This is a genomic window from Eubacterium sp. An3 (assembly GCF_002159465.1).
GTDB classification, from domain to species: domain Bacteria; phylum Bacillota; class Clostridia; order Lachnospirales; family Lachnospiraceae; genus Anaerobutyricum; species Anaerobutyricum stercoris.
Map to the genome: position 1 here is coordinate 66,079 of NZ_NFIR01000010.1, position 23,243 is coordinate 89,321.

Consider the following 23,243-nt stretch of genomic DNA (forward strand, 5'->3'; position numbering starts at 1 on the left):
TTCAAATGCGGGGAAGAACCGGCGGCGTCTTCCCCGTTTTCTTCGTACTATACTCACATTTCTTATCATTTCGTATATAGTACAGACTCCGGAACGGCGGCTGACGCCATCAATTCTCGAATTTTTCCCACCTCATTCTTGCACTATTTTTTAGAATATAGTAGACTATAGTTCGAGTACGCACCGTGTTTCCTGCGCGGCAGGCGTGGAGACACCTATAAAAATTTAATAAGAAGCAAAGGAGCTTTGAGAATGGAACTGACATCAATTAAAGATTTATACAGGAATCGGGAACAATATCTGAATCAGGAGATTACCATCGGAGGATGGCTGAGAAGCAAAAGGGATTCCAAAACTTTCGGCTTCCTGGTGGTAAATGACGGTACATTTTTTGAACCGCTGCAGGTGGTTTATTCAGATACACTGGACAATTTTGCCGACATCACCAAACTGAATGTGGGCGCGGCGCTGATCGTGAAAGGAACACTGGTTCCGACACCGCAGGCGAAACAGCCGTTTGAGGTGCAGGCGTCTGAGGTACTGATCGAGGGCGCTTCCGCTCCGGATTACCCGCTGCAGAAGAAACGTCACAGCTTTGAGTATCTGCGGACGATCTCCCATCTCCGCCCTCGGACCAACACCTTCCAGGCAGTGTTCCGTGTGCGCTCTCTGATCGCTTATGCCATCCATAAGTTCTTCCAGGAGAGAGATTTCGTCTATGTACACACTCCACTGATCACGGGAAGCGACTGCGAGGGTGCCGGAGAAATGTTCCAGGTGACCACCATGGATCTGCAGAATATCCCGAAGAATCCGGACGGAACTGTGGATTTCACCAAGGATTTCTTCAATAAGCCGACCAACCTGACCGTAAGCGGCCAGTTAAACGGCGAAACCTACGCCATGGCATTCAAGAACATCTATACATTTGGCCCGACTTTCCGGGCGGAGAACTCCAACACCACAAGACATGCGGCAGAGTTCTGGATGATCGAGCCGGAGATGGCATTTGCAGACCTTAACGACAACATGATCCTCGCCGAAAGCATGTTAAAGTACATCATTAATTACGTACTGGAAAATGCACCGGAGGAAATGGAGTTCTTCAACAAGTTTGTGGATAAGGGGCTCATCGAGCGTCTCCGCCACGTGGCTGAGTCTGATTTTGCCCATGTGACTTACACGGACGCCATCGCCATCCTGGAGAAACACAACGATGAATTTGAATATAAGGTAAGCTGGGGCTGCGATCTGCAGACCGAACATGAGCGTTACCTGACAGAAAAGGAATTCAAACGTCCGGTATTTGTTACCGATTACCCGAAGGAGATCAAAGCCTTCTATATGAAGATGAACGAGGACAACAAGACGGTTGCCGCCATGGACTGTCTGGTTCCTGGCATCGGAGAAATCATCGGCGGAAGCCAGCGTGAAGACGATTACGACAAGCTGGTTGCCCGTATGGATGAGCTGGGCCTCAACAGAGAAGATTATGAATTCTATCTGGATCTGCGCAAATACGGCTCCGCGAGACATTCCGGCTTCGGCCTCGGTTTTGAGCGCTGCGTCATGTATCTGACAGGCATGGGCAACATCCGCGACGTCATTCCATTCCCAAGAACCGTCAACAACTGCGAATTATAGGAAGGGGAATCATTTATTTATGAGTCAGATTGTCATTCCGGAGGGGTATAAGCCTCTCCTGAATTTAAAAGAAACACAGATTGCCATCAAACAGGTCAAGGACTTCTTTCAGCGGGAGCTGGCCGCTGAGCTGAACCTGAAACGGGTTTCCGCTCCGCTTTTCGTCTCCCCGGACTCCGGCCTCAACGATAACTTAAACGGTGTGGAGCGTCCGGTAAGTTTCGGCGTCAAGGAGCAGGACGACAAACCTTTTGAGATTGTTCACTCTCTCGCCAAGTGGAAACGTCTCGCCTTAAAACGGTATAACTTCAACGTGGGCGAAGGACTTTACACAGACATGAACGCCATCCGCCGTGACGAGGATACCGACAACATTCATTCCATCTTTGTGGATCAGTGGGACTGGGAGAAAATCATTCCTGCGGACGCAAGAAATGAAAAGACTCTCCGCGATACGGTGAAGGCTGTCTACGAGGCACTCCGCGTCACAGAAAAATATGTGGCTAACAAATATGATTATGTGGAGTGCTTCCTGCCGGAAGAGATCACCTTCATCACCACCCAGGAGCTGGTGGACCTGTATCCGGGCATGAGCGCCAAAGAGCGTGAGTACGAGATCGTCAAAAAACACGGCGCCGTTTTCCTGATGCAGATTGGCGACATCCTCTCCAACGGAGAAAAACACGATGGCCGCGCGCCGGACTACGATGACTGGAAGTTAAACGGCGATATTCTCGTATACTATCCGGTTCTCGATATCGCCCTGGAACTCTCCTCCATGGGTATCCGCGTCAACGCCGAAGTGCTGGCCGAGCAGTTAAAGAAAGCCGGCTGCGAAGAACGCGCCGAGCTTCCATTCCAGAAAGACCTTCTGGAAGGCAGACTGCCGCAGACCATCGGCGGCGGAATCGGCCAGTCCCGAATCTGTATGTTCTTCCTCCGGAAAGCGCATATCGGAGAGATTCAGGTCTCCGTATGGCCGGATGAGATCTACGATGAAGCTGCTGCACGGGGAATTACGATTCTGTAAAAACGGATTATGGCCGACTTCTATGTCACGCAAGTGTACATCCTGCCCGTAGAGCTTTTAACTACATAAGAATTCATAAAGAATAGAAAAAGTGCCCGGTACCATTTTCCATGTCTGGATTCATGACATGAATATGGTTTCGGGCATCTTTTGTATCGCTATCTCTATATCTTTGCCGGTACATTCTCTTTTATCCTCTCACCTTTTATCTCTTTACCCTCTATCTCCTTACGTGCCTTTCCAATCTCATCTTCTGTGGCGCCTGTGTATAGGATAATGTCCCGTTCCGGAACAGAATTCTGCAGCATCCGGATGATAATATCATTCTTTTCTTCACTGCGTCCCTCACTGCGGCCCTCTTTGCGGCCCTCATCCACTAATCTGTGGAAAAATGTATACATTCCACTCACCTCTTTCGTTTCATTTATCTTTATCAATGCCTCACAATGCACAATCTCTCCCACCACCGCCATCACCTCAGCAGATAGTTTCACATCACTATATTTTTCCCGAACTTCATCTTCCCTGTCCTCATAGGCGGCGCGCAGTATCTCAAATACAGCCTGCACATCGTTCATTGACCCGCCAGAACTCTTTCAGCACCGCATCTCTTCTCCGATATCCCACTTATCTATCCCCTCCAAATACACTTATTTTATACTAATAATATAATAAATGTATAAAGAAGTCAATCTTTCAGAGGCATGTTTCTGGAATTTTTTTCCAATTTTAAATTTTATCTCTTCCATTCCATCACATATTCCGCTTCTCCCGTACCCTCATCCACATCCCGGTACACCACACGGAAGCCTTCTCTCTGATAGAAATGTACCGCGCGTTCATTTTTCTCATAGGCCTGCAGTGTGAGTCTTTTTCTGTCTTGCTTTGCGCGGACAAGTAGCTGCTTTCCCACGCCTCGGGACTGTTCTTCCGCTTCCACAAAGATGCCTGCAATATAATCGCCGGTAAGCCCGATAAATCCTGCCAGTCTGCGGATATCAGCCCCACAGGTATCAGATTCACAGGTATCAGATTCACAGGTATCAGCCCCGCAGGTATCAGATTCGCAGATATCCGCAGCATCTCTTTCATTCCCCTCCCCGGCTGTGCCGGCATTTTTTTCATCTTTTTCATATACGTATATTTCTGCCTGAGGCAGCATTTCCTTCACCATGTCATAATGGCTGCTCCAGTAGTCCGTCGAGATAAAGTTATGAGCCTCCTGGTTGGTTTTCAGCCAGATCTGCATCACTTCATCCAGATCTTCCGGTACGAATTGTCGAATCATATTTTATTGTTCCTCTTTTCCCTCAATTTTATTGCGCAGTTTTGTGTTCTGACGAGTCCATAATTCAGCGACTTTCATGGCTCGAATCTGTCAGCACGGCAGTTTTTCACATATCCCCCATCATCAATATCGACCCCATCACAAATCCACAATCCCACTTTTCAAATTTCGATTCATCCATATGAAAAATCGGATGTTTGAAAACACAGTTCCATCCGTCGATATTATACGTAGGCAATTTTTCTCCTTCGGGCATTGTAATAATCTTTAGTGCATCCGGAAGTTTCATACCGATGAGATCTTCTTCACCGTAAATGTGTGCCTGGTAATCCGGAATTGCTAAAAAATCACCGCAAAGCAGAAAGTCCAGAGTTCTTATAAATATTTTCCCACCCGGCAATTCCTCTTCATCCGGAATCTCGTGTACCCTTTCTGCTGCCTTTACTTTATCAATCTCTACTCCCAGAGAAGCAAAAAAATCTTTTTGTTTCTGCGTCATGGCGGCATAAAACCACTGATTGACCATCTTATCTTCCGAACAATCATTTTCTTCATAAAAACGCTTTGTTGCCTCGATGTCAACGTCAATCTCCCACGGATAAAAGTTCACGATCATATCTACACCTCTTTCAGCAGCGAAACATCCTCCGCTGCAAATATTTCCGCTCTCTCCATCAAATGCTTCTCCTGTTTTCTTTCATTTATAAAGAATCGATTACTCTCTGCACTCTCTCCAGAAATTCACAGGCTTCCATGCCGTCCATCTGCACATGGTGGAACTGGAATGACAGCGGCAGTTTTACCTCGCCGGATTCTTCCCGGTATTTGCCCCAGATCAGAAAAGGATTATTGAAAATTCCGCTGTACATGTTCACCGCGCCGTCGATATCGTATTTTACCAGACTGGACGTTCCTATTATCATATGGTCTGTTATTTCGTAATCGGCGCAGGTACGGCGCACCTGCTCTGTGAGTTCCAGATAGCTGCGGTTAAATTCTTCCAGTGTCTGTGTAAACGGAAGATCACAGGAATTTATGCCGCCGCCCTGGTTTTTGACAATCACATTGACGCCGATCCTGTCGTATTCCATCATTTTCTTTCCCACCGGCAGCAAACGGAACTCCTTCGTGTCCTGAGCAGCCTGCATGATACAGAAGCACAGCAGCATATTCAGCTTATAGCCCTCTGCTCTGCGCTTCATGAGATTCGTGATATTCAATGTCTTAAATATGGTAACCATGGGCATGGGCGCGTCAATATACAGCTGCCAGCTCACCGCCCGGTCGGTATCCATCGGATTTACTTCCCGCATAGTTTCTCCTTTCCATACTCTGCCAGAGCCTGTTTTTCTATCTTTTTTACAAATGCATCTTTTCCGTCGCAGTAGCCATCGATATCATACGGATACTTCTGTGCCAGCTCTTTCTTCAGCGCGGCGTATTGCTCACGCTCCTCCGCGTGACTCCGCATGTAATCCCGGAAGGCCAGATGCCTGATGAGATTCTCCTTATCATTTTCTGAAAAAATGTGAACCTGATGGGTTCGCTCATCGCCGCCCTTCCGAAGATACCTCCGTCCCCTGATGCCGAACTCTCCCAGATATTCATAGCCGGCCTCCTCAAACAAACTGCATTTTTTATCCACATCGGAAAGTTCCCGCACCGCCGCCATGATATCTATGATCGGTTTGGCGGCAAGCCCGGGAACAGCGGTACTTCCGATATGATGGATCTCCACACAGTTTTCTTTTAAAATGCTTTTCATCCACATGGCCTCCTGCCTGTACATTTCCGGCCATGCGGGATTATAGTCCTCCACAATGATATGCTGTGCCATTTTTCCTCCATATCTGCTCAGTTCATGATATCTTTCATCTTTCCTGCAACTTCCACAGTCTCAGCCGTGACACCATGTGCATCTCTGCCCCACGGTCTCAGTCATGATGCCATGTCAGCTTTCCCGCCGGAACGATCACATACGCTCCGGGAGCGTCGCCGGTTCGCATGATCACATTGCGGATTCCCGCCTGGATGATCATCCTGGCGCAGAGCGGACAGGGCTTCGCCCGATGAATGGAATTATCGGATGGGTTGACTCCCGTCAAATACAGATCCGCCCCCATGGTCTGCTCTCTGGAACAGTTCAGCAATGCATTTTGTTCTGCATGGATAGCGCGGCAGATATCATAGCCCTCTCCCTGATGCATATTCCTTTCCATCCGCGGGCAGACTCCAATATCGCAGCAGTTGTCATATCCCCGGGGCGAGCCGTTGTATCCGGTGGATACCACAACGTCATTTTTTACGATGACCGCTCCGTATTTTCTTTTAATGCAGGTGCTCCGGTAAGCAAATGCCTCCGCCACGTTCAGATAGGTATCTGTTTTGGATACCCGGTGTTCTCCGTCCGGTTTAATCATGATTCCTCTTTCCATTTCTTATAATTGTAGATTGCCTGTGCCAGAATAACCGCCAAAATGAAGACTCCGGACACGAGGGTGATCACATAAGAGCGATACGCCGCATGCACCAGGATAATGTCGAGTACAGCCAGCGGAATAAACCACAGCGTTCTTATAAACTTTCTCCGGTAGCTCAGCCGCCAGTAACTGAAAGAAAAGCCTTTGTCTATCTTTTCTTTCTCTCCTGAACGCCTGATGTGTATAATGAGCGCTACGAGCAGGCAGATTGCCAGTATCCATAATAAAACAGTCATCTCTCAGGACCTCCTCCGACGTCTTCCATCTTTATCAAAATTCTTCCGAAGGGCGAGTTCCGTTGGAACAATGGACAAAATCAGCGGAATTATCTGCAGCAGACACAAAACCGTCCCGACGCTTCCCACCGTATCCTCGTCTGCTTTCATTACCGGCAGCATCGCAGGAATGGTTACTACCAAAAGAATCCATCCGCAAATGTACCATATTTTTCCGCAGTATTTGTGGGCAAAAGTCCACGTATCCCGGTTTTTCATGGCCATGGCCGTCCGATAGCCATAGAATCCGTTAATCTCCTTCGGCGGTTTCTTCTTCCAGACTCCTCCGAAGCCAATCATAACAGCCGGAATCAACAGATCGCAAAACAGCATAAATATCCAAAATCCCATAGTCTTCTCCTCATATCAGTCTCCTTGCCCGCTCATAGTCCTTACTGTACACAAAAATCTCATACTGATACATCTGATCTGTTGGATTACCGATACTTCCCGTTCTTCCCCGCACTGTGCCATGACCACCCCAGTCAGACAGATGATTCTTCGTCTTGTATTTGTACGGAATATCTGCATCCTTCAAGGCGTCCCGAATCCGGTTGAAGAGTTTCAAATCTGTTCCAATCCATAAGCTTTCTGAATTAAATACTGTAAACATAAAATCCCTCCTCTTACGGCCCGTTTTCTCTCTAGTTGTCTTATTATACCATCTTACCAGTGCTTAGCCAATATAAAGTTGGGCTTTAGGAAGTTTTGTGGGAAAGAACAGATGTCCATACACGTTGTCGTTGTGCCGAGGCGAAAGTATATCGTCCTTTTCTACCTTGATCAATCAGGATTTCCATTTTCTCCCAGCAGCCTCAGCTTCTGAAACGCTTTATACAACCCGTCCTTCTCCACATCATCGGTGACAAAATCCGCCATGGCTCTGATCTCCTCACCGCCATTTCCCATGGCAACGCCGGTCTGGCAGTAGGAAAGCATCGGAATATCCACTTTGGCGTCCCCGAAAGCGATGGTATCTTCCCTGTCCGCGCCGATATGTTCGAGGAGCCGCTCAACGGAATAGGCCTTGTCAATTCCCTTCACACCCAGGTCTCCGAAGAGAGCTGTCTCCCCTTTTCCGCCCCAGGTCCCCGGCTTCAGATTCGGAAATTCCTCGATGGAATCCAGATAATCCTGATAACTGCTCAAAATATAGCTGACCTTGTTCACATCATCCCGGTACAGGTTCTCCCCAAACCGGATGCCCTCAAAAACATCCCTCACCTGCAGATCTGCCGAGTCCTGCCCCTTTCCTTTCATATAAGCATGCACCGCCGGCACAGCCTCCGTCTCAAAATGCTCGCTGGCATATAATCCGGAATTACATTCCAGATAAAATTCCAGCTTTCTTTCATGGAGCCAGTCTACGATGTGGCGGCATTGCTCCGGCGTAATCCGCTGGTGCATCACCACCTCCCCATGGTCTTCCACATAGCTTCCGTTACCGCCGATCATGCCGTCAAAACCGATATCCCACAATTCTTCGCTGACCTCAGCGCGGCTCCTCCCCGTGCAAATGTACACGCGATGCCCTTGTTTTCTCGCTTCACGGATAGCAGTAACGGCAGAAGCCGGGATACGGTTTTCATAGGTCACCAATGTGCCGTCCACGTCCAAAAAAATGATTTTTCTCATATGATGAGTCCTCCTTATTCTTTTTTATAATGGGATTTGTAAATCTCTTTGCAATACGCGGCAGTCTACGTGCATAGGAGATTTACAAGAATCCTGTACCTTTGTGGCAAAGTAGAGGGTTGTGGCAATTTTTGACTGTTGAACGGTTCTGTCGTAGAAAATAAAAATTCAGCGGTACTTTTCGCCTGGTAAAACGGTTATATCATAAACTATTGTAATTTCAACCGTGATTTTAAGCCTGGTAGAACGGTTATATTACAGACTATTGTAATTTTAACCGTGATTGTACCATAAAAAACGGTTGCATCATGAACTCTTGCATTTTTAACCGTGATTTCAGCCAGAATATAACGGTTATTTTATAAACTATGGCGATTTTAACCGTAATTTCTGTTTCTTATGATGTCGACTATTCTCTGATCTCCAATAAATGGCTGCAATTTTTGCACATATCATTAAAAGTCAAGAGGGACACCGACAATCCTGGCGAGCCAACCACTCTGGTACAGATTTCGTTGATTTGAATCCGGTGACTTCGTTATAATCCGGGTGATGCAGAAGGCAGGGATTTGCGGCATGGTGGAATCATGATAACGTATCAGGGAAGATCGACGACGACTGTGAGCGCAGGCGTTGTTATTGATTACAAAAAGAAATCCGGTTACCAGCCTGCCGAAGTAGAGGAAGCGGCTTCCCTGACTGCGTTTTTCTATGGTACATACAAAGCCGCAAATCCCGTCTGTTCATTTTCATCCGGATAATTTCAAAACCCGTGGATTCAAATCTACAAATCCCCATTTTGAGAAAAAGCGCCAAATTTTCTCTCATTTGACGCTTTTTCTGCTTATATAAAATTTAGTATTATCTTTTTTTGACGGATGGCGGGCTTGCCGCCTCCGCACCTTATTTACAGGTTCTCGCCGTTGGACGCAATCACTTCTTTGTACCAGTTGAAGGATTTCTTTTTCAGTCTGGCAAAGTCTCCGGTGCCGTCGTCGTAGCGGCGCACATAGATGAATCCGTAGCGTTTCGCGTACTCGCCGGTGGAAGCGGAAACCAGGTCGATACATCCCCAAGGAGTGTAGCCCATCAGGTCCACGCCGTCTTTGACCGCCTCTTTCATCTCAATGATGTGTTTACACAGGTAGTCGATGCGGTAATCATCGTTGAGGCTGCCGTCTTCTTCAATTTCGTCTTTTGCCCCGAGACCATTTTCCACCACCATCAGCGGAAGCTCATAGCGGTCGTAGAGGTCTTTCAGGGCGTAACGGAGACCCTTCGGGTCAATCTGCCATCCCCAGTCGCTGGCTTCCAGATATGGATTGGATACACCGCCGAGAATATTTCCCTCTCCGCTTTTGGCGTTTGGATCCGCGGTCTGGCAGCAGGACATATAATAGGAAAATGTTACGAAGTCCACTGTGCCTTCCTTTAAAATCTCATCGTCGCCCGGTTCTTTGACAATGGTGATATTGTTGTCCGCGAAGAATTTCTTCATATAATATGGATATCTTCCTTTGGCCTGCACGTCGGTACAGAAATAGTTGTAAATGCGGTTGTAATCCTGGTTGGCGAGAATATCATCCGGATTGCAGGTCAGCGGATAGCTGGCGGAGTAAATCATCATATTTCCCACTTTATAATTCGGGTCGATCTCCTTTGCCATCTTTACCGCCAGAGCGCTGGCCACAAACATGTGATGGAGTCCCTGGTATCTCTGCTGCGGGATATCAGGCTGTTCCATGAATACCGTCGGATTCTCCAGGTCATTTAAAATACCCTGATTCAGGAGCGCTCCCATCGGTGCAATGGAGCTGTTGATTTCATTGAAAGTCAGCCAGTATTTTACTTTACCTTTGTATCTGGTAAAGATCGCGCGGCAGTAGTTCAGGAAATACTGAATCATATCGCGGCTCACCCAGGAATTACATTTCTTTGTAAGACCAAACGGAATCTCATAGTGACAAATGGTGATCAGCGGCTCGATGCCGTATTTCAGACACTCATCGATGACCTCATCATAATGTTTCAGCCCTTCTTCATTCGGCTCCGTCTCGTCACCGTTCGGGAAGATGCGGGTCCAGTTGATGGAGAAACGGAACACTTTAAATCCCATCTCCGCAAAGAGGCGGATATCTTCTTTGAAACGATAATAATGCTGGACGCCTTCCCGGCTCGGATAGAAATTATTCTCGTCAAGCACTGGCGTGATCATCTTACTCTGCCCATATTTTCCGCCGGTACAGATGTCAGAGACGGAAATGCCTTTTCCATCCACATTCCACGCGCCCTCGCACTGGTTGGCGGCCACGGCGCCGCCCCACAAAAAGTCTTTTCTCAATACTGATTCTGCCATATCATTCTCCTTTTTCTCGTATTATACTTCTTTTTTTGCTTTATTTTTCCAGGGAAATCATTTCCTCACCAAAGTCTTTCACACCCGGCTCGCCGATTTCCATTTTGCTGTAATCATCCACATTGGTCAGTACAACCGGCGTTACTGTCTGATAGCCTTCCGCCTCAATGGCTTCCTTATCAAATTCCAGCAGCACATCGCCAATGCTGATCCGGTCGCCGGCTTTTACCTTCGGGGTGAAATGTTTTCCATTAAGCTGCACGGTATCCAGACCCACGTGAATGAGCAGCACCATACCGTCATCGGAGATAAGTCCCAGCGCATGGCTGGTATCCATAATGGTCTCCACAGTTCCGGAGAAAGGCGCTTTCACCATGCCCACCGACGGTTTTACCGCATAACCTTTTCCCAGTACCTCGGAAGAAAATGCGGCGTCATCCACATCGGCCAGTGGAATCACCTCTCCCTTCAGAGGATTATAGACGGTCAGAGGTTTGCCCGCTGCTACGCTGTTCTTTTCGCCATTCCCGGCTGCGGTTGCCGCATTGTCATGCTGACCGTCCTGCAGTTTGCCGGTCGTCTGTACATTTCCATCGGCACTGCCTTCGGCAGCCTGTACATTTCCTCCCTTATCGGTCATGATAAAGGCCAACACAAAGGAGAGAATAAAAGATACTGCAAAAATAATCACCGCAAAAATGATATTTCTTCCGCCGTCCGGTGCCACAAACTGTACGATGGCTGTCAGACAAGGGGTCGCAAACGCATACGCTTTCAGATTAACCAGTCCGGCAATCAGACCGGCAATTCCGCTGGCAATGCAAGCAGCCACCATCGGTTTCTTTAATTTTAAAGTTACACCGTACATGGCCGGCTCTGTAACGCCTGCCAGCAGGGCAGAAATACCTGCCGGGATAGCCATCTCTCTCATATTTTTATCTTTTGTCTTGCAAGCCACACCAAAGGTTGCCCCTGCCTGCGCAGTATTGGAGCAAAGCATGGCCGGAAGAAGCATCAGCTCAAATCCTGGGTTGGTGAGCGCCATCAGTGCCGTAGGCGTAAATGCCCAATGCATACCTGTCATGACGATGAACGGCATTGCCGCTGCAAAGATAAGCATTGCAAGCCACGGAGCAAATTCATAAACCGTGTTGATGATTACCTGTAAACCATTACCGATGATGGAGCCCAGCGGCGCCAGCACTACAAGAGTGACAATTCCTGTCACAAAGACGATAATCAGAGGTTTTAAGAAATTCTTCGCCCAGTCCGGTGTAATCTTATCCACACCAATTTCTACATATTTGAGAAGAATCGTTGCCAGCATAGCCGGAATGATCGATGAAGAATAGCTGGCGTGGGTGACCGGGATCACGCCAAACAGATACGTAGGGGTATCTGAGCCAAGCAATGTGATCAAATCCGGGTAAATGAGCATGGCTGCCACCGTCACCGCCAAAAATGAGTTACAGTTTAATTTCCTGGAAGCGGTGTAAGCGATCATCACCGGCAGGAAATAAAACGGCGCGTCCCCCAACGCATTTAATATAATGTAGGTATCTCCAATAGATTCCATAACGCCAAGAAGGGTCGGTCCGAAAATGATAAGCAGCACCTTGATCAGACCACCAGCGATAATCGCCGGGAAAATCTGCGCCATGCATCCGGAAATAAATTCGATTGCCACGTTGACCGGGTTGCGCTTCTCTTTCGGTGCGGTTTCAGCCGCCTCTCCGAAGCTGGCAATCTGATTGATTTCTTTAAAACATTTGACCACATTATTTCCGATAATAACCTGATACTGGCCTCCTTGTCGGTTGACGCCTATTACTCCCGGAATCTTTCCCACAACGTTGTCGTCGATCCCGCTGTCGTTCTTTAAGACAAAACGCAGTCTCGTCATGCAATGGGTTAGCGACTGAATATTTTTTTCTCCGCCGAGCTTCTCCAGAAGCTCTTTTGCTGTAATTGAATAATCCATTTTTCTTTTCCTTTCTCATGCTTCGTCCGCCGCCGGGCTGTGGCTGAGCCATCCCCCGGATACGAATCGGCAATTATAATTTTTTATGGAAACCGTGCAAAGGCGCCGTCCGCTCACCCAGAACATCGGTCATCAACTTTTTCTATATCAAATGGGCGTCCCCAAATTTCTTTCTGCTATCTTCTTTTGTTCTTCTTGACGTAGCCTAAATTCCTGCGCTCTCTTTCCTGATCCAGGTAAAGAACCCTTTCGCATTTTCAGGCGTTTTTTCATCCGGCTGGATTGACATATCTCATTCTCTGTTGAGTTTCTCTATGTAAAGAGTTAAATACGCTTTTTCCTCTGTGGAAAGTTCTTTTTTATATTTAAGTGCAAACACTTTTACTACCTTCTCCGTACACCGGGCAGGTTCCGGATACGCACTCACCACCGTATCATACAGGAATTTGAGTACAGTCCGTACTTCCTGTTCTGTGCTGGCCAGATCAGATCCATCCGGTTATTGAGAAAATGCATTGCCACAAACGCAGCCTCATCCCGCAGCACCTCACTTCCTATCTTCTCCCTCAGCAGATTCACTGCGTACAGTCCAATCTGGAACTCCGTATCATACACACGGCTGATTTCCATGGTCAGCTGATTACTCAGCGAAATTCCTTTTTTCAAACGGGTCAGCACACCGTCAATGTGGTCTGTCAGAGTGATGTGAATCAGTTCTTTGAGCTCCAGTCCCTTTTCTTTGCTGGCATATGTAATCACATCTTCTGCAATCACCACATTATTATTCAATACCTTTTTAATCCTCATATTTTTCATTCCTTCTCCCCTTATTTTGCGGCAAATAAAAAAGGCAATACAAATAATAAGATACAGACACTCGTCCTTCTGTAAATTATTATTGGTATTGCCCGAATATCGGTAACAAGCCACTGTTTTCAACTGAATATACTATACATCCTGTCTCTATTCTTGTCAAAAATTATTTTCATATTGCAACGAAACAGTTTTCTCGGAAGAACTGATGTCTCCCGCGAAAACTGCCGTTGAATAAAAGTCCACTGTTAATTATGAATTTTTCATAACCACACTGCCCACTGTATCCGCCACATGCTCACAGGCATCGGCACATTTCTCCAGATAAGTATATACTTCAGACCACGCGATAATATGAAGCATATCATGATCTTCCGTGTGAAGCTTTCTCATATTGGCAATGTAAAGGGCGTCCGCCTCTTCCTCCAGAGTATTGATGGCAATGATCTTATCACGTAAATTTTTGGAGTGTTTGAAGTCAGCAAACTCTTTTAACAGATTCCACACTTCCTCACAACATTTGCTGACGATATCAAGAAGCTGCATAACTTCTTTTGGGATTTCCTGTACATTGTTAATGTACACTCGAATCAGAACCTCTTCTACCTTGTCAGTCACGTCATCAATGTGATGACTGAGCTCAATGATATCCTCCCGCTCTATCGGAGTGATAAACGCCTTCGCCAGTTTATCTGTCATTTCATGTTTAGTATCGTCTGCCTGATGCTCAATATCATGCATCTCGTCCATCTTGACCGATATTTCTCCCGGATTAAAATCAGTCAGAATATCTTTCAGCAAATGTACTGCTTTGCAGGAATATTCCGCGCAGCTGATAAAATTATTATAATAAAAAGCATCCTGTTTCTTTGACATCTCGTTTTCCTCCATTTTATCCTAAATACATGGTATCCATGTGAATCTGCCATATATCCGGCAGAACTATAGCATATTTATTCTCTCTATACCAATCTATCAAAATTTCTTTCATTATCCAAAAATGAACATAAATAACTTTGCGATCACGAAACTGATCAGCCCGCATCCCGGGAATGTAAAAATCCAGGTGAGCATCATATCTTTTACCACGCCAAAATTAATGGCAGAAAGTCTCTTGACTGCCCCCACTCCCATAATAGCGCTTGTTTTTGTGTGCGTAGTTGATACCGGAATACCAAATAAGCTGGAATACAGCAGGCAGAGCGCGCCCGCCACATCGGCGGAAAATCCCTGATATCTCTCCAGCTTTACCATATCCATACCTACAGATTTGATAATCTTTTCACCGCCCACACTGGTTCCAAGACCCATGACGATACTGCACATCAGCATCAGCCAGACCGGAATCACCATACCGGCCACAGAACTCTGTCCGCCTGCGAAAGCAATCCCCAGAAAAAGAACACCGATAAACTTCTGTCCATCCTGTGCCCCATGCATAAAACTCATGGCCGCTGCTCCGACAATCTGCGCATAACGGAAGAAAACATCAGCTTTTCTTCTCTCCATATTCTGGAATAAAATTGTAATCAGCTTGCACACTACCCAGCCTGTCAGAAATCCAAGCACAAGGCTCAGCACAAGACCGTAAAGCACCTTCACCCACTCGGCGCCATTGACACCGCCAACGCCGCCCTGAATGGCGATGGCCGCTCCGGTCAGCCCGGCGATCAGACTGTGGCTCTCACTGGTCGGAATCCCGAAAAAAGAAGCAGCCACGCTGTAAACCACTATAGAAAACAGCGCTGCACAAAGGGCAATCAGCGCATTGTGCGTATCACTTCCAAAATCCACCATATTACTGATGGTGGATGCAACGGAACTGTTGATCTGCGTCATAACAAAAACACCGAGGAAATTAAATACAGCGCTCATCATTATGGCCTGCCGCGGTCTCAGACACCTGGTCGTCACACAAGTGGCAATGGCGTTCGGCGCATCTGTCCATCCGTTGACAAAAATAACTCCCAGTGTAAATAAAGCCGAAATTAACAACATCGGATTTTGAAAGATTCCTTCCCAAAAATACAGAAACGATGTGTCCATAAAAGCTCCTTTCAATCATTGAAATGTATTTTATATTTTTTATCTGAATTATTAAATGATCTGTCTCATAAATCTACGGCCGCAGGGCGTCGTCATTTCTTTCCGTCTTTTTCCTGAAGAATCAAAAGCTCACAAGAGAAACCTGATAATCCGGAAACATACAGACGTGCTCTTTGAAAAAATATTTTGTATAGATGCAGAGACATTAGCGCCGCCATCATCCAGACCATCATCCATGTCCCCTGCATATTCTTCATCTGACCTGTAGAAGAAGAGTGTATAACGCTTATATCGTACTCCCCATAGATATCACTTTCCAATGGCAAATTATCTATCCTCTGAATACGAGGTACATCCACTCCTTTTCCTGTATACACCACCGTACTCTGCCTCTGCGCTTCAGGTATAGCGGCGGCTATTTCTATGCCGCAGAAGCTGAAACTTTCACTTTCTACCAGAGGAAAGACAACAGGTATAGCAATTCCCAGCAGCAGCACAAAAACTGCCGCTGCAACCGTCCTGGCAGCCGCCCTGACCGGCGATGACACCACATATTCATATCCCATTGCCTTTCCCCCTTTTCCGCAAAATCTCTTCAACGATACCATAGAATCATTTTAGGTGTCAATATGTAGAATGGGTAAAAAAAACGTAAAAAAATCGAAAAAATTTTAGAAAGTGTGACAGAAAAAAAGCCCCCGGAAGGGGGAGGCGCAGAAACATCATCTTTCTCTGCCTTCAAGCGTATTTTTCTGGTGGTAAATATAAGAAATGATTTTAGATTTGAAAAAATCCCGGAAGCCGAAACTTCCGGGATGTGAAATCTTCTGTACTTGTACACAGATTCTTTGCTGTTTGCTTCGATGTCGAAAAGATATCCGACGAATATCGAAATAAATCGCAATTAACGTTTGGAGAACTGTGGTGCTCTACGAGCTTTCTTGAGACCGTATTTCAATCGTCTGAGCGATGATTTTCCTTGATATTCCGGGCTTTTTTGAGCCTCGGCCCCTCGGTTGTCCTATTCCTTAACCAAAAAACAGGCCACTTTTACGAGGGGACAGCTTGATGAAATGCAGAATTTACTACATCGAATAGCTGTTCTGGTTTATTATACTTTACTCTTGCATAGATGTCCATAGTTGTCTTGCTGTTCTCATGTCCGGCAAGGTACTGGACCGTCTTGGGGTCAACACCTGCATACAGAAGATTGGTGATGTAGGTATGCCGCAGCAGGTGCGGTGTCACATCGAAGTCCAGGCTATACACAATGTTGGGATTGTTTTTCTGATGTCCTCCCAGACTCGGCTGAACAGTGTACTTGATGCTCTGTCCGTTCACATACTTATAATAGGTACGCTCCTTGGTAGACCGAACAACGATGTACTGCCAGACACGTTTGAACTGCGAATATGACAAGGGCTGTCCCTCACTATCGGCAATCACATATTCCGATTTGGAGGCAGCCTTGGCTTCCCGCAGACAATTCACAAGGCATTTGGGAATGGGAATATCCCTTCTTGCTGCTTTCGTCTTAAGCGTTGTAGAGATAACCGGTCTGTTATGCTCTGATCGCCATGCGCGCCGCACAGAGATATATGGAGTGGGTGCATCGAGGAACACACAATCCCATTGCAAGGCGAGAGCTTCTTCTCGGCGCAGACCGGCATATAAGCCGATCATGGTAAACAGATACGGCGGAAGTCCTTTGACGGTTTCCAGCAGCACTTCCACCTGCTGGTCTGTCAGCGAATCTTTCTTTTGGGTCGGTTTCCCTCCTTTTGCCGAAATCCCCTCACACGGATTGTATTCCAGCAACTGGCTCCGCTCTGCCGAGTAAAAAATGCACTTGAGGAGCATATTCACCGTATTGTGCAGGCTCTCGGACTTATTGGACAATGGGATCAGCGCCAGACGAATATCATCCGCTGTTACTTCCTCCATATACATATCTCCCAAAGGCTTGATAATGTAGTTCTTCATATTGGAGGCGTAGCCCTTCAGTGTAGCCGGCGACACTTTTGCGGATTGCATCAACAGCCACTTCTCACAATACTCGGCCACAGTAGGATGCTCCCGGTGGAAGATGATCTCCGCTACCTGGCGTCTCGCCTCCTGCTCTTTATCGTACAGTTCCTCGCAGGTAGTCCCATACAAGCTCACCTGCTTGCCGTCTGCGTCCAGAATCCGGGTTCTGTAATACAGGACACCCTTTCGTGTGACGGTTCCATATTGAGGTATGTTTTTTTTCTTCTTTGCCATAATTAATTTCCTTTCTCGCGTGGTGATGTATCTACACCTCCTTTTTATCAGAGATTTCAAATTGAATCAAAGATACGGCCAAGGAAAAACTAAGAGCGAGACATCCTTGTCTCGCTCTTACTTCATTTTCTGAATTGTTCGGAACTTACACAGCGTCCCATAAGTCAAAGGCACAGCCCATTGCTTTGACAAGATCATCCGGCCTGTTGTATTTGACCTTTGCGTAAATGTCCATCGTGATTTTGCTGCTTTCATGGCCCGCCAAATATTGTACCGTTTTGGGGTCCACCGAAGAATGAATCAGATTGGTGATGTAGGTGTGCCGCAGCTGATGCGGTGTCACTTCAAAATCCAGGCTATATACCACATGGCCGTTATTCCTGGCTTTTTCTCCAAGTTTCGGGTAAAGCATATATTTTACATACTTTCCGTCCACAAGTTTTCTGGCCATTCTCGGCTTTGCAGTCCGCGTCACAATATACTGCCACAGCCGCTTAAACTGTGTATAGGATAGCGGATCACCGTCCCGATTGGCAATCACATAATCCGAAGTGGATTTTTTCTTTGCATCTTTCAGACATTCAACCAGACAGACCGGGAGAGGAATGTTTCTTTGTGCCGCTTTGGTCTTTAGCTCGGTAAGAATGACCGGCCTGTTATGTTCTGTGTGCCATGCCCGCCGTACCGTTAAGTACGGAGCCTCTGCATCCAGATACACAGAATCCCATTGCAGCGCCAGGATTTCTTCCCGGCGCAGACCGGCATATAAACCGATCATCACAAATACATAGGGCGGCAAATCCCGGATCGTGTCCAAAAGCCGCTCAACCTGTTCATCCGTCAATGCCTGTCTTTCTTCCTGGGGAACTCCTCCCTTTGCATCCAGGTATATGGTCGGGTCCTCGTCAATCACATGGCTCTCCTTGGCCGCCCGGAAAATGGACTTGCAGAGAATCACCACAGACTTATAAACCGAAGCCGACTTCTTGGAAACAGGTACGAGGGCAAGTTGGATGTCATCCAGGGATACATCAGCCATTCTCTTGTCTCCCAGCCCTCCAATAATGTGCCGCCGCACCTTAGAGGTATAATCTGTCAAGGTGGTGGCCCGAACATGGACGGACTGCATCAGCAGCCACTTCTCACAGTACTCAGCAACCGTAGGCGATCTTCGACGAAACGTAGTACTGTCAATCTGCTCTAACGCCTCCAGTTCCTTGTCATAAAGCTTTTCGGGCGTCTTTGCATAAAGCGCCACTCTGTTTCCATCCGAATCTTCGACTCTGGTTCTATAATATTCAATGCCGTTAAGCACGACCGTACCATATTGAGGAATTGCCCTTTTTCTTTTTGCCAATTCCGTCACCTCCTAAGAATAATGTCCAGCGCTGTACCTTTGTTTTATCAGACATATTAGGTTCCAGCAAGGATACGGAACAGCTCAAGCTCGGACACTTCGCAGCTTGCGGTATGTAGCGCTTTTTTCCACTGGCTTTGCACGATGGGTGCATTTTGCGATATACTCCTGAAGGCCAGCATCTGTAAAGTACACGCAACCATTTTGCACATACTGAACATAGGAAATTAGCCCACTGTTTCGAGCTGCATCCAAAGTGGCAATGCTAATCCCCAGTAATTTGGCAGCCTCTTTCCGCGAAATCAATTTTTCCATAGGTGGTCCCCCTTTCTGTCAAAGATGTGGTTGTTGCTTTCAAAATCACATGAATGCGCTGGCAACCGAAGCTGCCAGCGCATGGTATCTGACTTTGAAAAATTTACTCGCCACATTTGCCACGCACCCCTGGCGATGGGGACATTCCGGTCTCCGCTGGCGCGGCTGTCATAACTCCACAGCGTCGTTTTACTCGTGCGCCGCAGAGTTCCCCCCAAGTCTTTAGGAGGCCGTGAGGAAGTATCTTTAACCCCTATGCAGTCATCGCGCCCTGAAATGCCACTTTCGGGTATCAGGCTGACGTGGATCGCTCGGAACAGTCCTATTCATCACCTCCTGGGGCTGTCCATCTTCGCGGCGTGCCTGATTCGCTCGTACATAGGTTATGTACCGGAAATGCCGTCTATGAAATTGTCAAGCTCCACATTGGGAGAATGTTCTTCCCTCAATGGGTAGGCACTGATACGCTTCATTTGTTAAGTGTTATTCAAAAATTTTTTTATTTTTTTAAATCTTTGTGCAACAGCACTTCTGGAACAATGCCAAAGACGTGCTACATCAATTTGACGATAACCATCCACAAAAAGTAATGTCAATAGCTCCAAATCTTTCTTCGACAGCTTCTTCAATCTCAACAGTAGTTGTTCGTTTTCCACCGAAGCCAACCATCCATATCGCGTTTGATCAATCTTATCAACATCCCATTGATAAGATAACGATGCAAACTTTCGGAACAGCTGTGATTGACCACATACTTCATCATATTGTTCACAAGGTATTGGTTGCGTATGGTTTTGAAAAACCCTTTGACTGCAAAACCATGCCCAGTCATATTCTTTCATGGCAGCAATCTGTTCTTCGCTCATCCCTGCATCACAATACTCAACTTCTAAACGCTTCCATCTACTATCAAACTTCTTTTTCTCATATCCATAATTAAATCCCATTATTAACCTCCTGTAGATTCAATTTGCAAAATTCACCATGCAAACTAAAATCAGGAGGAGATCGACAACGAGAATCTCTGGGTTGTTTTCCATCCCCAGAAACAAAAATGCCAGCTGATCTTAAGGACCAACTGGCATTTTTATTCGCGCACAAAGAAAACGCATTATTAAGATTTTATAAGTACAACAAGTATACCAAGCACAATTCGATACCAACCAAACACCTTAAAATCATGTTTTTTGATAAAGTTCATTAGGAATTTAATTACTAAGACAGATACCGCAAATGCCACAGCCATACCGAGAACAAGAGCGAGCAGTTCTGCACTTGTAAATTCAAACCCGAATTTTAACAGCTTAAAAGCACTTGCTCCAAGCATAGTAGGTACTGCGAGGAAAAAAGTAAACTCTGCTGCTGCCACTCGTGAAACTCCTATGAGTAAAGCACCTATAATCGTTGCTCCCGACCGTGATGTGCCGGGTATAAGTGATAACACTTGAAATGCCCCTATCAAGATTGCTGTTTTATAGCTGATGTCAGAAAGTGCCATAGTAGTAGGAGTACGCTTTTTATTCCAATTTTCTATGAGAATGAATAACAAACCATAAAAGATTAACATGATTGAAATCACAATGGGGGTTTGGAGGTAAGCATCCAAATAATCATCAAATAGAATCCCCATAATAGCTGACGGTACACAAGCTACCGCAACCTTGAACCACAACGAGAAAGTATCCTTTTTAACAATTGACTGTGCTTTGTTCTTAAATTGAAAGGGAAACATCTTGTTCCAAAACATTACAACCACTGCGAGTATAGCTCCAAGTTGAATAACAACAAAAAACATTTCTTTAAATGCTTCGCTCATATTAAGTGTGATAAATTCGTCCACAAGAATCATATGTCCTGTGCTGCTGATAGGTAGCCACTCAGTAATACCCTCAACAATTCCAAGAAAAATAACTTTTAAAATTTCTATAAAATCAAGTACCATTATTTCAAATCCTCCTTTTTAAAATGATGAAAGGTCATAAGAAAACCAACTGCTGATACAAGAATAATAATAGATACAGACAGCAGTGTAGGATAGCCGGTACTCTGAAGTTTACCCTGCACCAAGAAATAGGTGGCTGTCCACGGATACAACGCTCCCCATTCTTGATTTGAAAGTGCGGCACTTCCCATGACAATCACGGCAGAGCCAATCATCGGGGCGACAAATCCTTTTGTTTTCATAGCAACAAACACAAAAGGAGAAACTGTTAAAAACATCAGGATACTGCCAAACAAAAACTTGGGGAGCCATACTATTGCCACTAGTAAGCTATATCCCTCCAATGTAAAGACAGCGTCATATAGCCCACAAACGATAAATATACCTGCCCATGTTACAAGGGTTAGCATAACAATCCAAAGAAGCAGGGTGCAAAATTTTCCAATTAATAGTTTTGTCCTTGAAATGGGTATGGGCAATATGGTTTTGAGGGTGCTTTCTGTGTACTCTCTGCTAAACAAGTAAGCTGCAATTGCCACATATATCATAATGTTTACCAGCAGCATGATATACAGTACACTGTCGCTGTATATGTCAGACAAGGTAAAGATAATCTCCGGCTTATCAAAATGTGTTTGCAAGGCTTCTATTAACATCAAAAGTGGGGTAGATAATACCCCTGCCACACTAATTAGCACCATTTTTGAACGCTTTAGTTTTAATAATTCACAAGAAATAAGATTAAGCAATACCGCCACCTCCAATCAGTTTAGAAAAGTAGTCCTCTAAGTTTTCCTCACTATCATTTATCCTTGTCACGAGCAGTCCATTTCGTGCAAATTCTCGATTGATTTCTCCAACACTTTGGCTAAAGTCATAAATTCTCACCGTACCGTCCTGCACTGTAAAATCCGTCATGTGGTAGTGGTTTTCTAAAATCTTTCCGGCTATCTCACTGTCAGATAAATCAAATTGAATGTATTTTCGATTCCTTTTGTGAAGCTCGGATATATTCACTTCCTCTACTAAATGCCCCTCGTGCATAACGCCGATAATATCTGCTATCTGTTCAATCTCGCTTAAAACATGGCTTGAGATAAAAATGGTAATGCCATGATTGTGACTAAGTTCAGATAAAAATGAGCGTATTTCAACTATTCCAATGGGGTCAAGTCCGTTAATCGGTTCGTCAAGTATTAAAAGCTCCGGCTCGTGCATAATGGCGGCGGCAATACCAAGCCGTTGCTTCATTCCGAGGGAATAATCGGAAAAGACTTTTCTTTTCTCCTTATGCAGCCCCACAACTTCAAGAGCTTTTTCTACTCCACTTTTAGATACTCCCCCTCGCAGTTTAGCGAGAATTTGCAAATTCTCATACCCTGTTAAATTACTGTAAAATCCCGGTGTTTCGATAATAGAGCCTACTTTGCTATAAAGGGTATGGATATTTTCCTTATAGTTTGTGCCAAACAAGCGTACCGTTCCCTCCGTTGGGAAAGCAAGCTGCAACATCATTTTCATTGCTGTGGTTTTGCCTGCTCCGTTTCTGCCGAGCAAACCATAAATTTTGCCCTTTGGCACATGAAGATTTACCTTATCGACAACGGTGGCTGTTCCGTATCGCTTCGTAAGATTTTCTGTTTCAATGATATAATCCATATTTGATTCTCCTTTCCGTGGGTTGCTGTTCTTGTTTTCGCTGACCACAATCTTATTATCCACGAGTATTGCATAGAAGCCAAGAAATCTACCGTCACAATGCCGACACAATAGATGTCAGCACGAAAAAAGCTCCGACACTTATCGTGTCAGAGCCTAT

Annotated in this window: 26 protein-coding genes; 3 read left to right on the top strand and 23 right to left on the bottom strand. The window is 45.8% G+C overall.

All coding sequences use genetic code 11. The features are described 5' to 3' along the window. The first annotated feature begins 252 nt into the window (after positions 1 to 252). A complete protein-coding gene (gene asnS / locus B5F87_RS10050) occupies positions 253 to 1,644 on the top strand; it encodes an asparagine--tRNA ligase (protein WP_087280615.1) in 1,392 nt (463 codons plus the stop codon). A 19-nt stretch (positions 1,645 to 1,663) separates the two neighbouring features. After that, a complete protein-coding gene (asnA, locus tag B5F87_RS10055; RefSeq protein ID WP_087280619.1) occupies positions 1,664 to 2,674 on the top strand; it encodes an aspartate--ammonia ligase in 1,011 nt (336 codons plus the stop codon). A 164-nt stretch (positions 2,675 to 2,838) separates the two neighbouring features. Here asnA and B5F87_RS10060 read toward each other — a convergent pair whose 3' ends face one another. From B5F87_RS10060 to B5F87_RS10105, 10 genes are all read right to left on the bottom strand, one after another. Further along, complete coding sequence (locus B5F87_RS10060) at positions 2,839 to 3,252, bottom strand: hypothetical protein (protein WP_087280622.1); 414 nt, start codon at positions 3,250 to 3,252, stop codon at positions 2,839 to 2,841. Positions 3,253 to 3,410: 158 nt separating this feature from the next. Beyond that, positions 3,411 to 3,962 (bottom strand): GNAT family N-acetyltransferase, encoded by a 552-nt coding sequence (locus B5F87_RS10065; RefSeq protein ID WP_204246068.1) that lies wholly within the window; start codon positions 3,960 to 3,962, stop codon positions 3,411 to 3,413. Between the two features lie 106 nt (positions 3,963 to 4,068). After that, the gene (locus B5F87_RS10070) at positions 4,069 to 4,578 is read right to left on the bottom strand and encodes a hypothetical protein (protein ID WP_087280625.1); all 510 of its coding nucleotides are present in this window, start codon (positions 4,576 to 4,578) and stop codon (positions 4,069 to 4,071) included. Between the two features lie 85 nt (positions 4,579 to 4,663). Beyond that, the gene (locus tag B5F87_RS10075) at positions 4,664 to 5,275 is read right to left on the bottom strand and encodes a CatA-like O-acetyltransferase, family 2 (protein ID WP_087280629.1); all 612 of its coding nucleotides are present in this window, start codon (positions 5,273 to 5,275) and stop codon (positions 4,664 to 4,666) included. Beyond that, entirely contained in the window at positions 5,263 to 5,799 is a 537-nt protein-coding gene (locus B5F87_RS10080; RefSeq protein WP_087280632.1) for a GrpB family protein, read from the bottom strand. Before B5F87_RS10080 ends, B5F87_RS10075 begins: the two co-directional genes overlap by 13 nt. A gap of 97 nt (positions 5,800 to 5,896) precedes the next feature. Continuing rightward, positions 5,897 to 6,382 carry a dCMP deaminase family protein gene (locus tag B5F87_RS10085; RefSeq protein ID WP_087280634.1) on the bottom strand — a complete coding sequence of 162 codons (486 nt, stop codon included), beginning with the start codon at positions 6,380 to 6,382 and terminating at the stop codon, positions 5,897 to 5,899. Continuing rightward, positions 6,379 to 6,678 carry a hypothetical protein gene (locus tag B5F87_RS10090; RefSeq protein ID WP_087280637.1) on the bottom strand — a complete coding sequence of 100 codons (300 nt, stop codon included), beginning with the start codon at positions 6,676 to 6,678 and terminating at the stop codon, positions 6,379 to 6,381. Before B5F87_RS10090 ends, B5F87_RS10085 begins: the two co-directional genes overlap by 4 nt. Positions 6,679 to 6,681: 3 nt before the next feature. Beyond that, positions 6,682 to 7,068 carry an SdpI family protein gene (locus tag B5F87_RS10095; RefSeq protein WP_087280640.1) on the bottom strand — a complete coding sequence of 129 codons (387 nt, stop codon included), beginning with the start codon at positions 7,066 to 7,068 and terminating at the stop codon, positions 6,682 to 6,684. A gap of 10 nt (positions 7,069 to 7,078) precedes the next feature. Then, a complete protein-coding gene (locus B5F87_RS10100; RefSeq protein ID WP_087280643.1) occupies positions 7,079 to 7,330 on the bottom strand; it encodes a hypothetical protein in 252 nt (83 codons plus the stop codon). Between the two features lie 170 nt (positions 7,331 to 7,500). Beyond that, positions 7,501 to 8,352 carry a Cof-type HAD-IIB family hydrolase gene (locus B5F87_RS10105; protein ID WP_087280646.1) on the bottom strand — a complete coding sequence of 284 codons (852 nt, stop codon included), beginning with the start codon at positions 8,350 to 8,352 and terminating at the stop codon, positions 7,501 to 7,503. 587 nt (positions 8,353 to 8,939) lie between these two features. Between B5F87_RS10105 and B5F87_RS20980 the strand changes: the two genes are divergently transcribed. Next, positions 8,940 to 9,113: a hypothetical protein gene (locus B5F87_RS20980; RefSeq protein ID WP_158097019.1), complete on the top strand. Its 174-nt coding sequence runs from the start codon at positions 8,940 to 8,942 to the stop codon at positions 9,111 to 9,113. A gap of 146 nt (positions 9,114 to 9,259) precedes the next feature. Here B5F87_RS20980 and B5F87_RS10115 read toward each other — a convergent pair whose 3' ends face one another. The 13 genes from B5F87_RS10115 to bcrA form a co-directional block, all read right to left on the bottom strand. Then, complete coding sequence (locus B5F87_RS10115) at positions 9,260 to 10,708, bottom strand: glycoside hydrolase family 1 protein (RefSeq protein WP_087280652.1); 1,449 nt, start codon at positions 10,706 to 10,708, stop codon at positions 9,260 to 9,262. A gap of 40 nt (positions 10,709 to 10,748) precedes the next feature. Continuing rightward, positions 10,749 to 12,689, bottom strand: coding sequence for a beta-glucoside-specific PTS transporter subunit IIABC (locus B5F87_RS10120; protein ID WP_087280655.1), 1,941 nt, complete (start codon positions 12,687 to 12,689; stop codon positions 10,749 to 10,751). Between the two features lie 423 nt (positions 12,690 to 13,112). Further along, the gene (locus tag B5F87_RS10130) at positions 13,113 to 13,505 is read right to left on the bottom strand and encodes a PRD domain-containing protein (RefSeq protein ID WP_087280661.1); all 393 of its coding nucleotides are present in this window, start codon (positions 13,503 to 13,505) and stop codon (positions 13,113 to 13,115) included. A 249-nt stretch (positions 13,506 to 13,754) separates the two neighbouring features. After that, positions 13,755 to 14,378: a DUF47 family protein gene (locus tag B5F87_RS10135; protein ID WP_087280664.1), complete on the bottom strand. Its 624-nt coding sequence runs from the start codon at positions 14,376 to 14,378 to the stop codon at positions 13,755 to 13,757. 114 nt (positions 14,379 to 14,492) lie between these two features. Beyond that, positions 14,493 to 15,548, bottom strand: coding sequence for an inorganic phosphate transporter (locus B5F87_RS10140; RefSeq protein ID WP_087280666.1), 1,056 nt, complete (start codon positions 15,546 to 15,548; stop codon positions 14,493 to 14,495). A 92-nt stretch (positions 15,549 to 15,640) separates the two neighbouring features. Next, a complete protein-coding gene (locus B5F87_RS10145; RefSeq protein ID WP_087280669.1) occupies positions 15,641 to 16,114 on the bottom strand; it encodes a hypothetical protein in 474 nt (157 codons plus the stop codon). 484 nt (positions 16,115 to 16,598) lie between these two features. Further along, a complete protein-coding gene (locus B5F87_RS10150; protein ID WP_002576318.1) occupies positions 16,599 to 17,810 on the bottom strand; it encodes a site-specific integrase in 1,212 nt (403 codons plus the stop codon). A gap of 145 nt (positions 17,811 to 17,955) precedes the next feature. Beyond that, complete coding sequence (locus tag B5F87_RS10155) at positions 17,956 to 19,167, bottom strand: site-specific integrase (RefSeq protein WP_002576319.1); 1,212 nt, start codon at positions 19,165 to 19,167, stop codon at positions 17,956 to 17,958. A gap of 84 nt (positions 19,168 to 19,251) precedes the next feature. Then, positions 19,252 to 19,482, bottom strand: a complete 231-nt coding sequence (locus B5F87_RS10160; protein WP_002576320.1) for a hypothetical protein — start codon at positions 19,480 to 19,482, stop codon at positions 19,252 to 19,254. Positions 19,483 to 19,958: 476 nt separating this feature from the next. Further along, complete coding sequence (locus tag B5F87_RS10170; RefSeq protein ID WP_002576321.1) at positions 19,959 to 20,429, bottom strand: RNA polymerase subunit sigma-73; 471 nt, start codon at positions 20,427 to 20,429, stop codon at positions 19,959 to 19,961. A gap of 167 nt (positions 20,430 to 20,596) precedes the next feature. Further along, entirely contained in the window at positions 20,597 to 21,424 is an 828-nt protein-coding gene (gene bcrD, locus B5F87_RS10175; RefSeq protein WP_002576322.1) for a bacitracin resistance undecaprenyl-diphosphatase BcrD, read from the bottom strand. After that, positions 21,424 to 22,173: an ABC transporter permease gene (locus tag B5F87_RS10180; protein ID WP_002576323.1), complete on the bottom strand. Its 750-nt coding sequence runs from the start codon at positions 22,171 to 22,173 to the stop codon at positions 21,424 to 21,426. The genes bcrD and B5F87_RS10180 overlap by 1 nt, the downstream gene beginning before the upstream one ends. Next, positions 22,166 to 23,083: a bacitracin ABC transporter ATP-binding protein BcrA gene (bcrA, locus tag B5F87_RS10185; RefSeq protein ID WP_002576324.1), complete on the bottom strand. Its 918-nt coding sequence runs from the start codon at positions 23,081 to 23,083 to the stop codon at positions 22,166 to 22,168. The genes B5F87_RS10180 and bcrA overlap by 8 nt, the downstream gene beginning before the upstream one ends. Between the last annotated feature and the right edge of the window lie 160 nt (positions 23,084 to 23,243).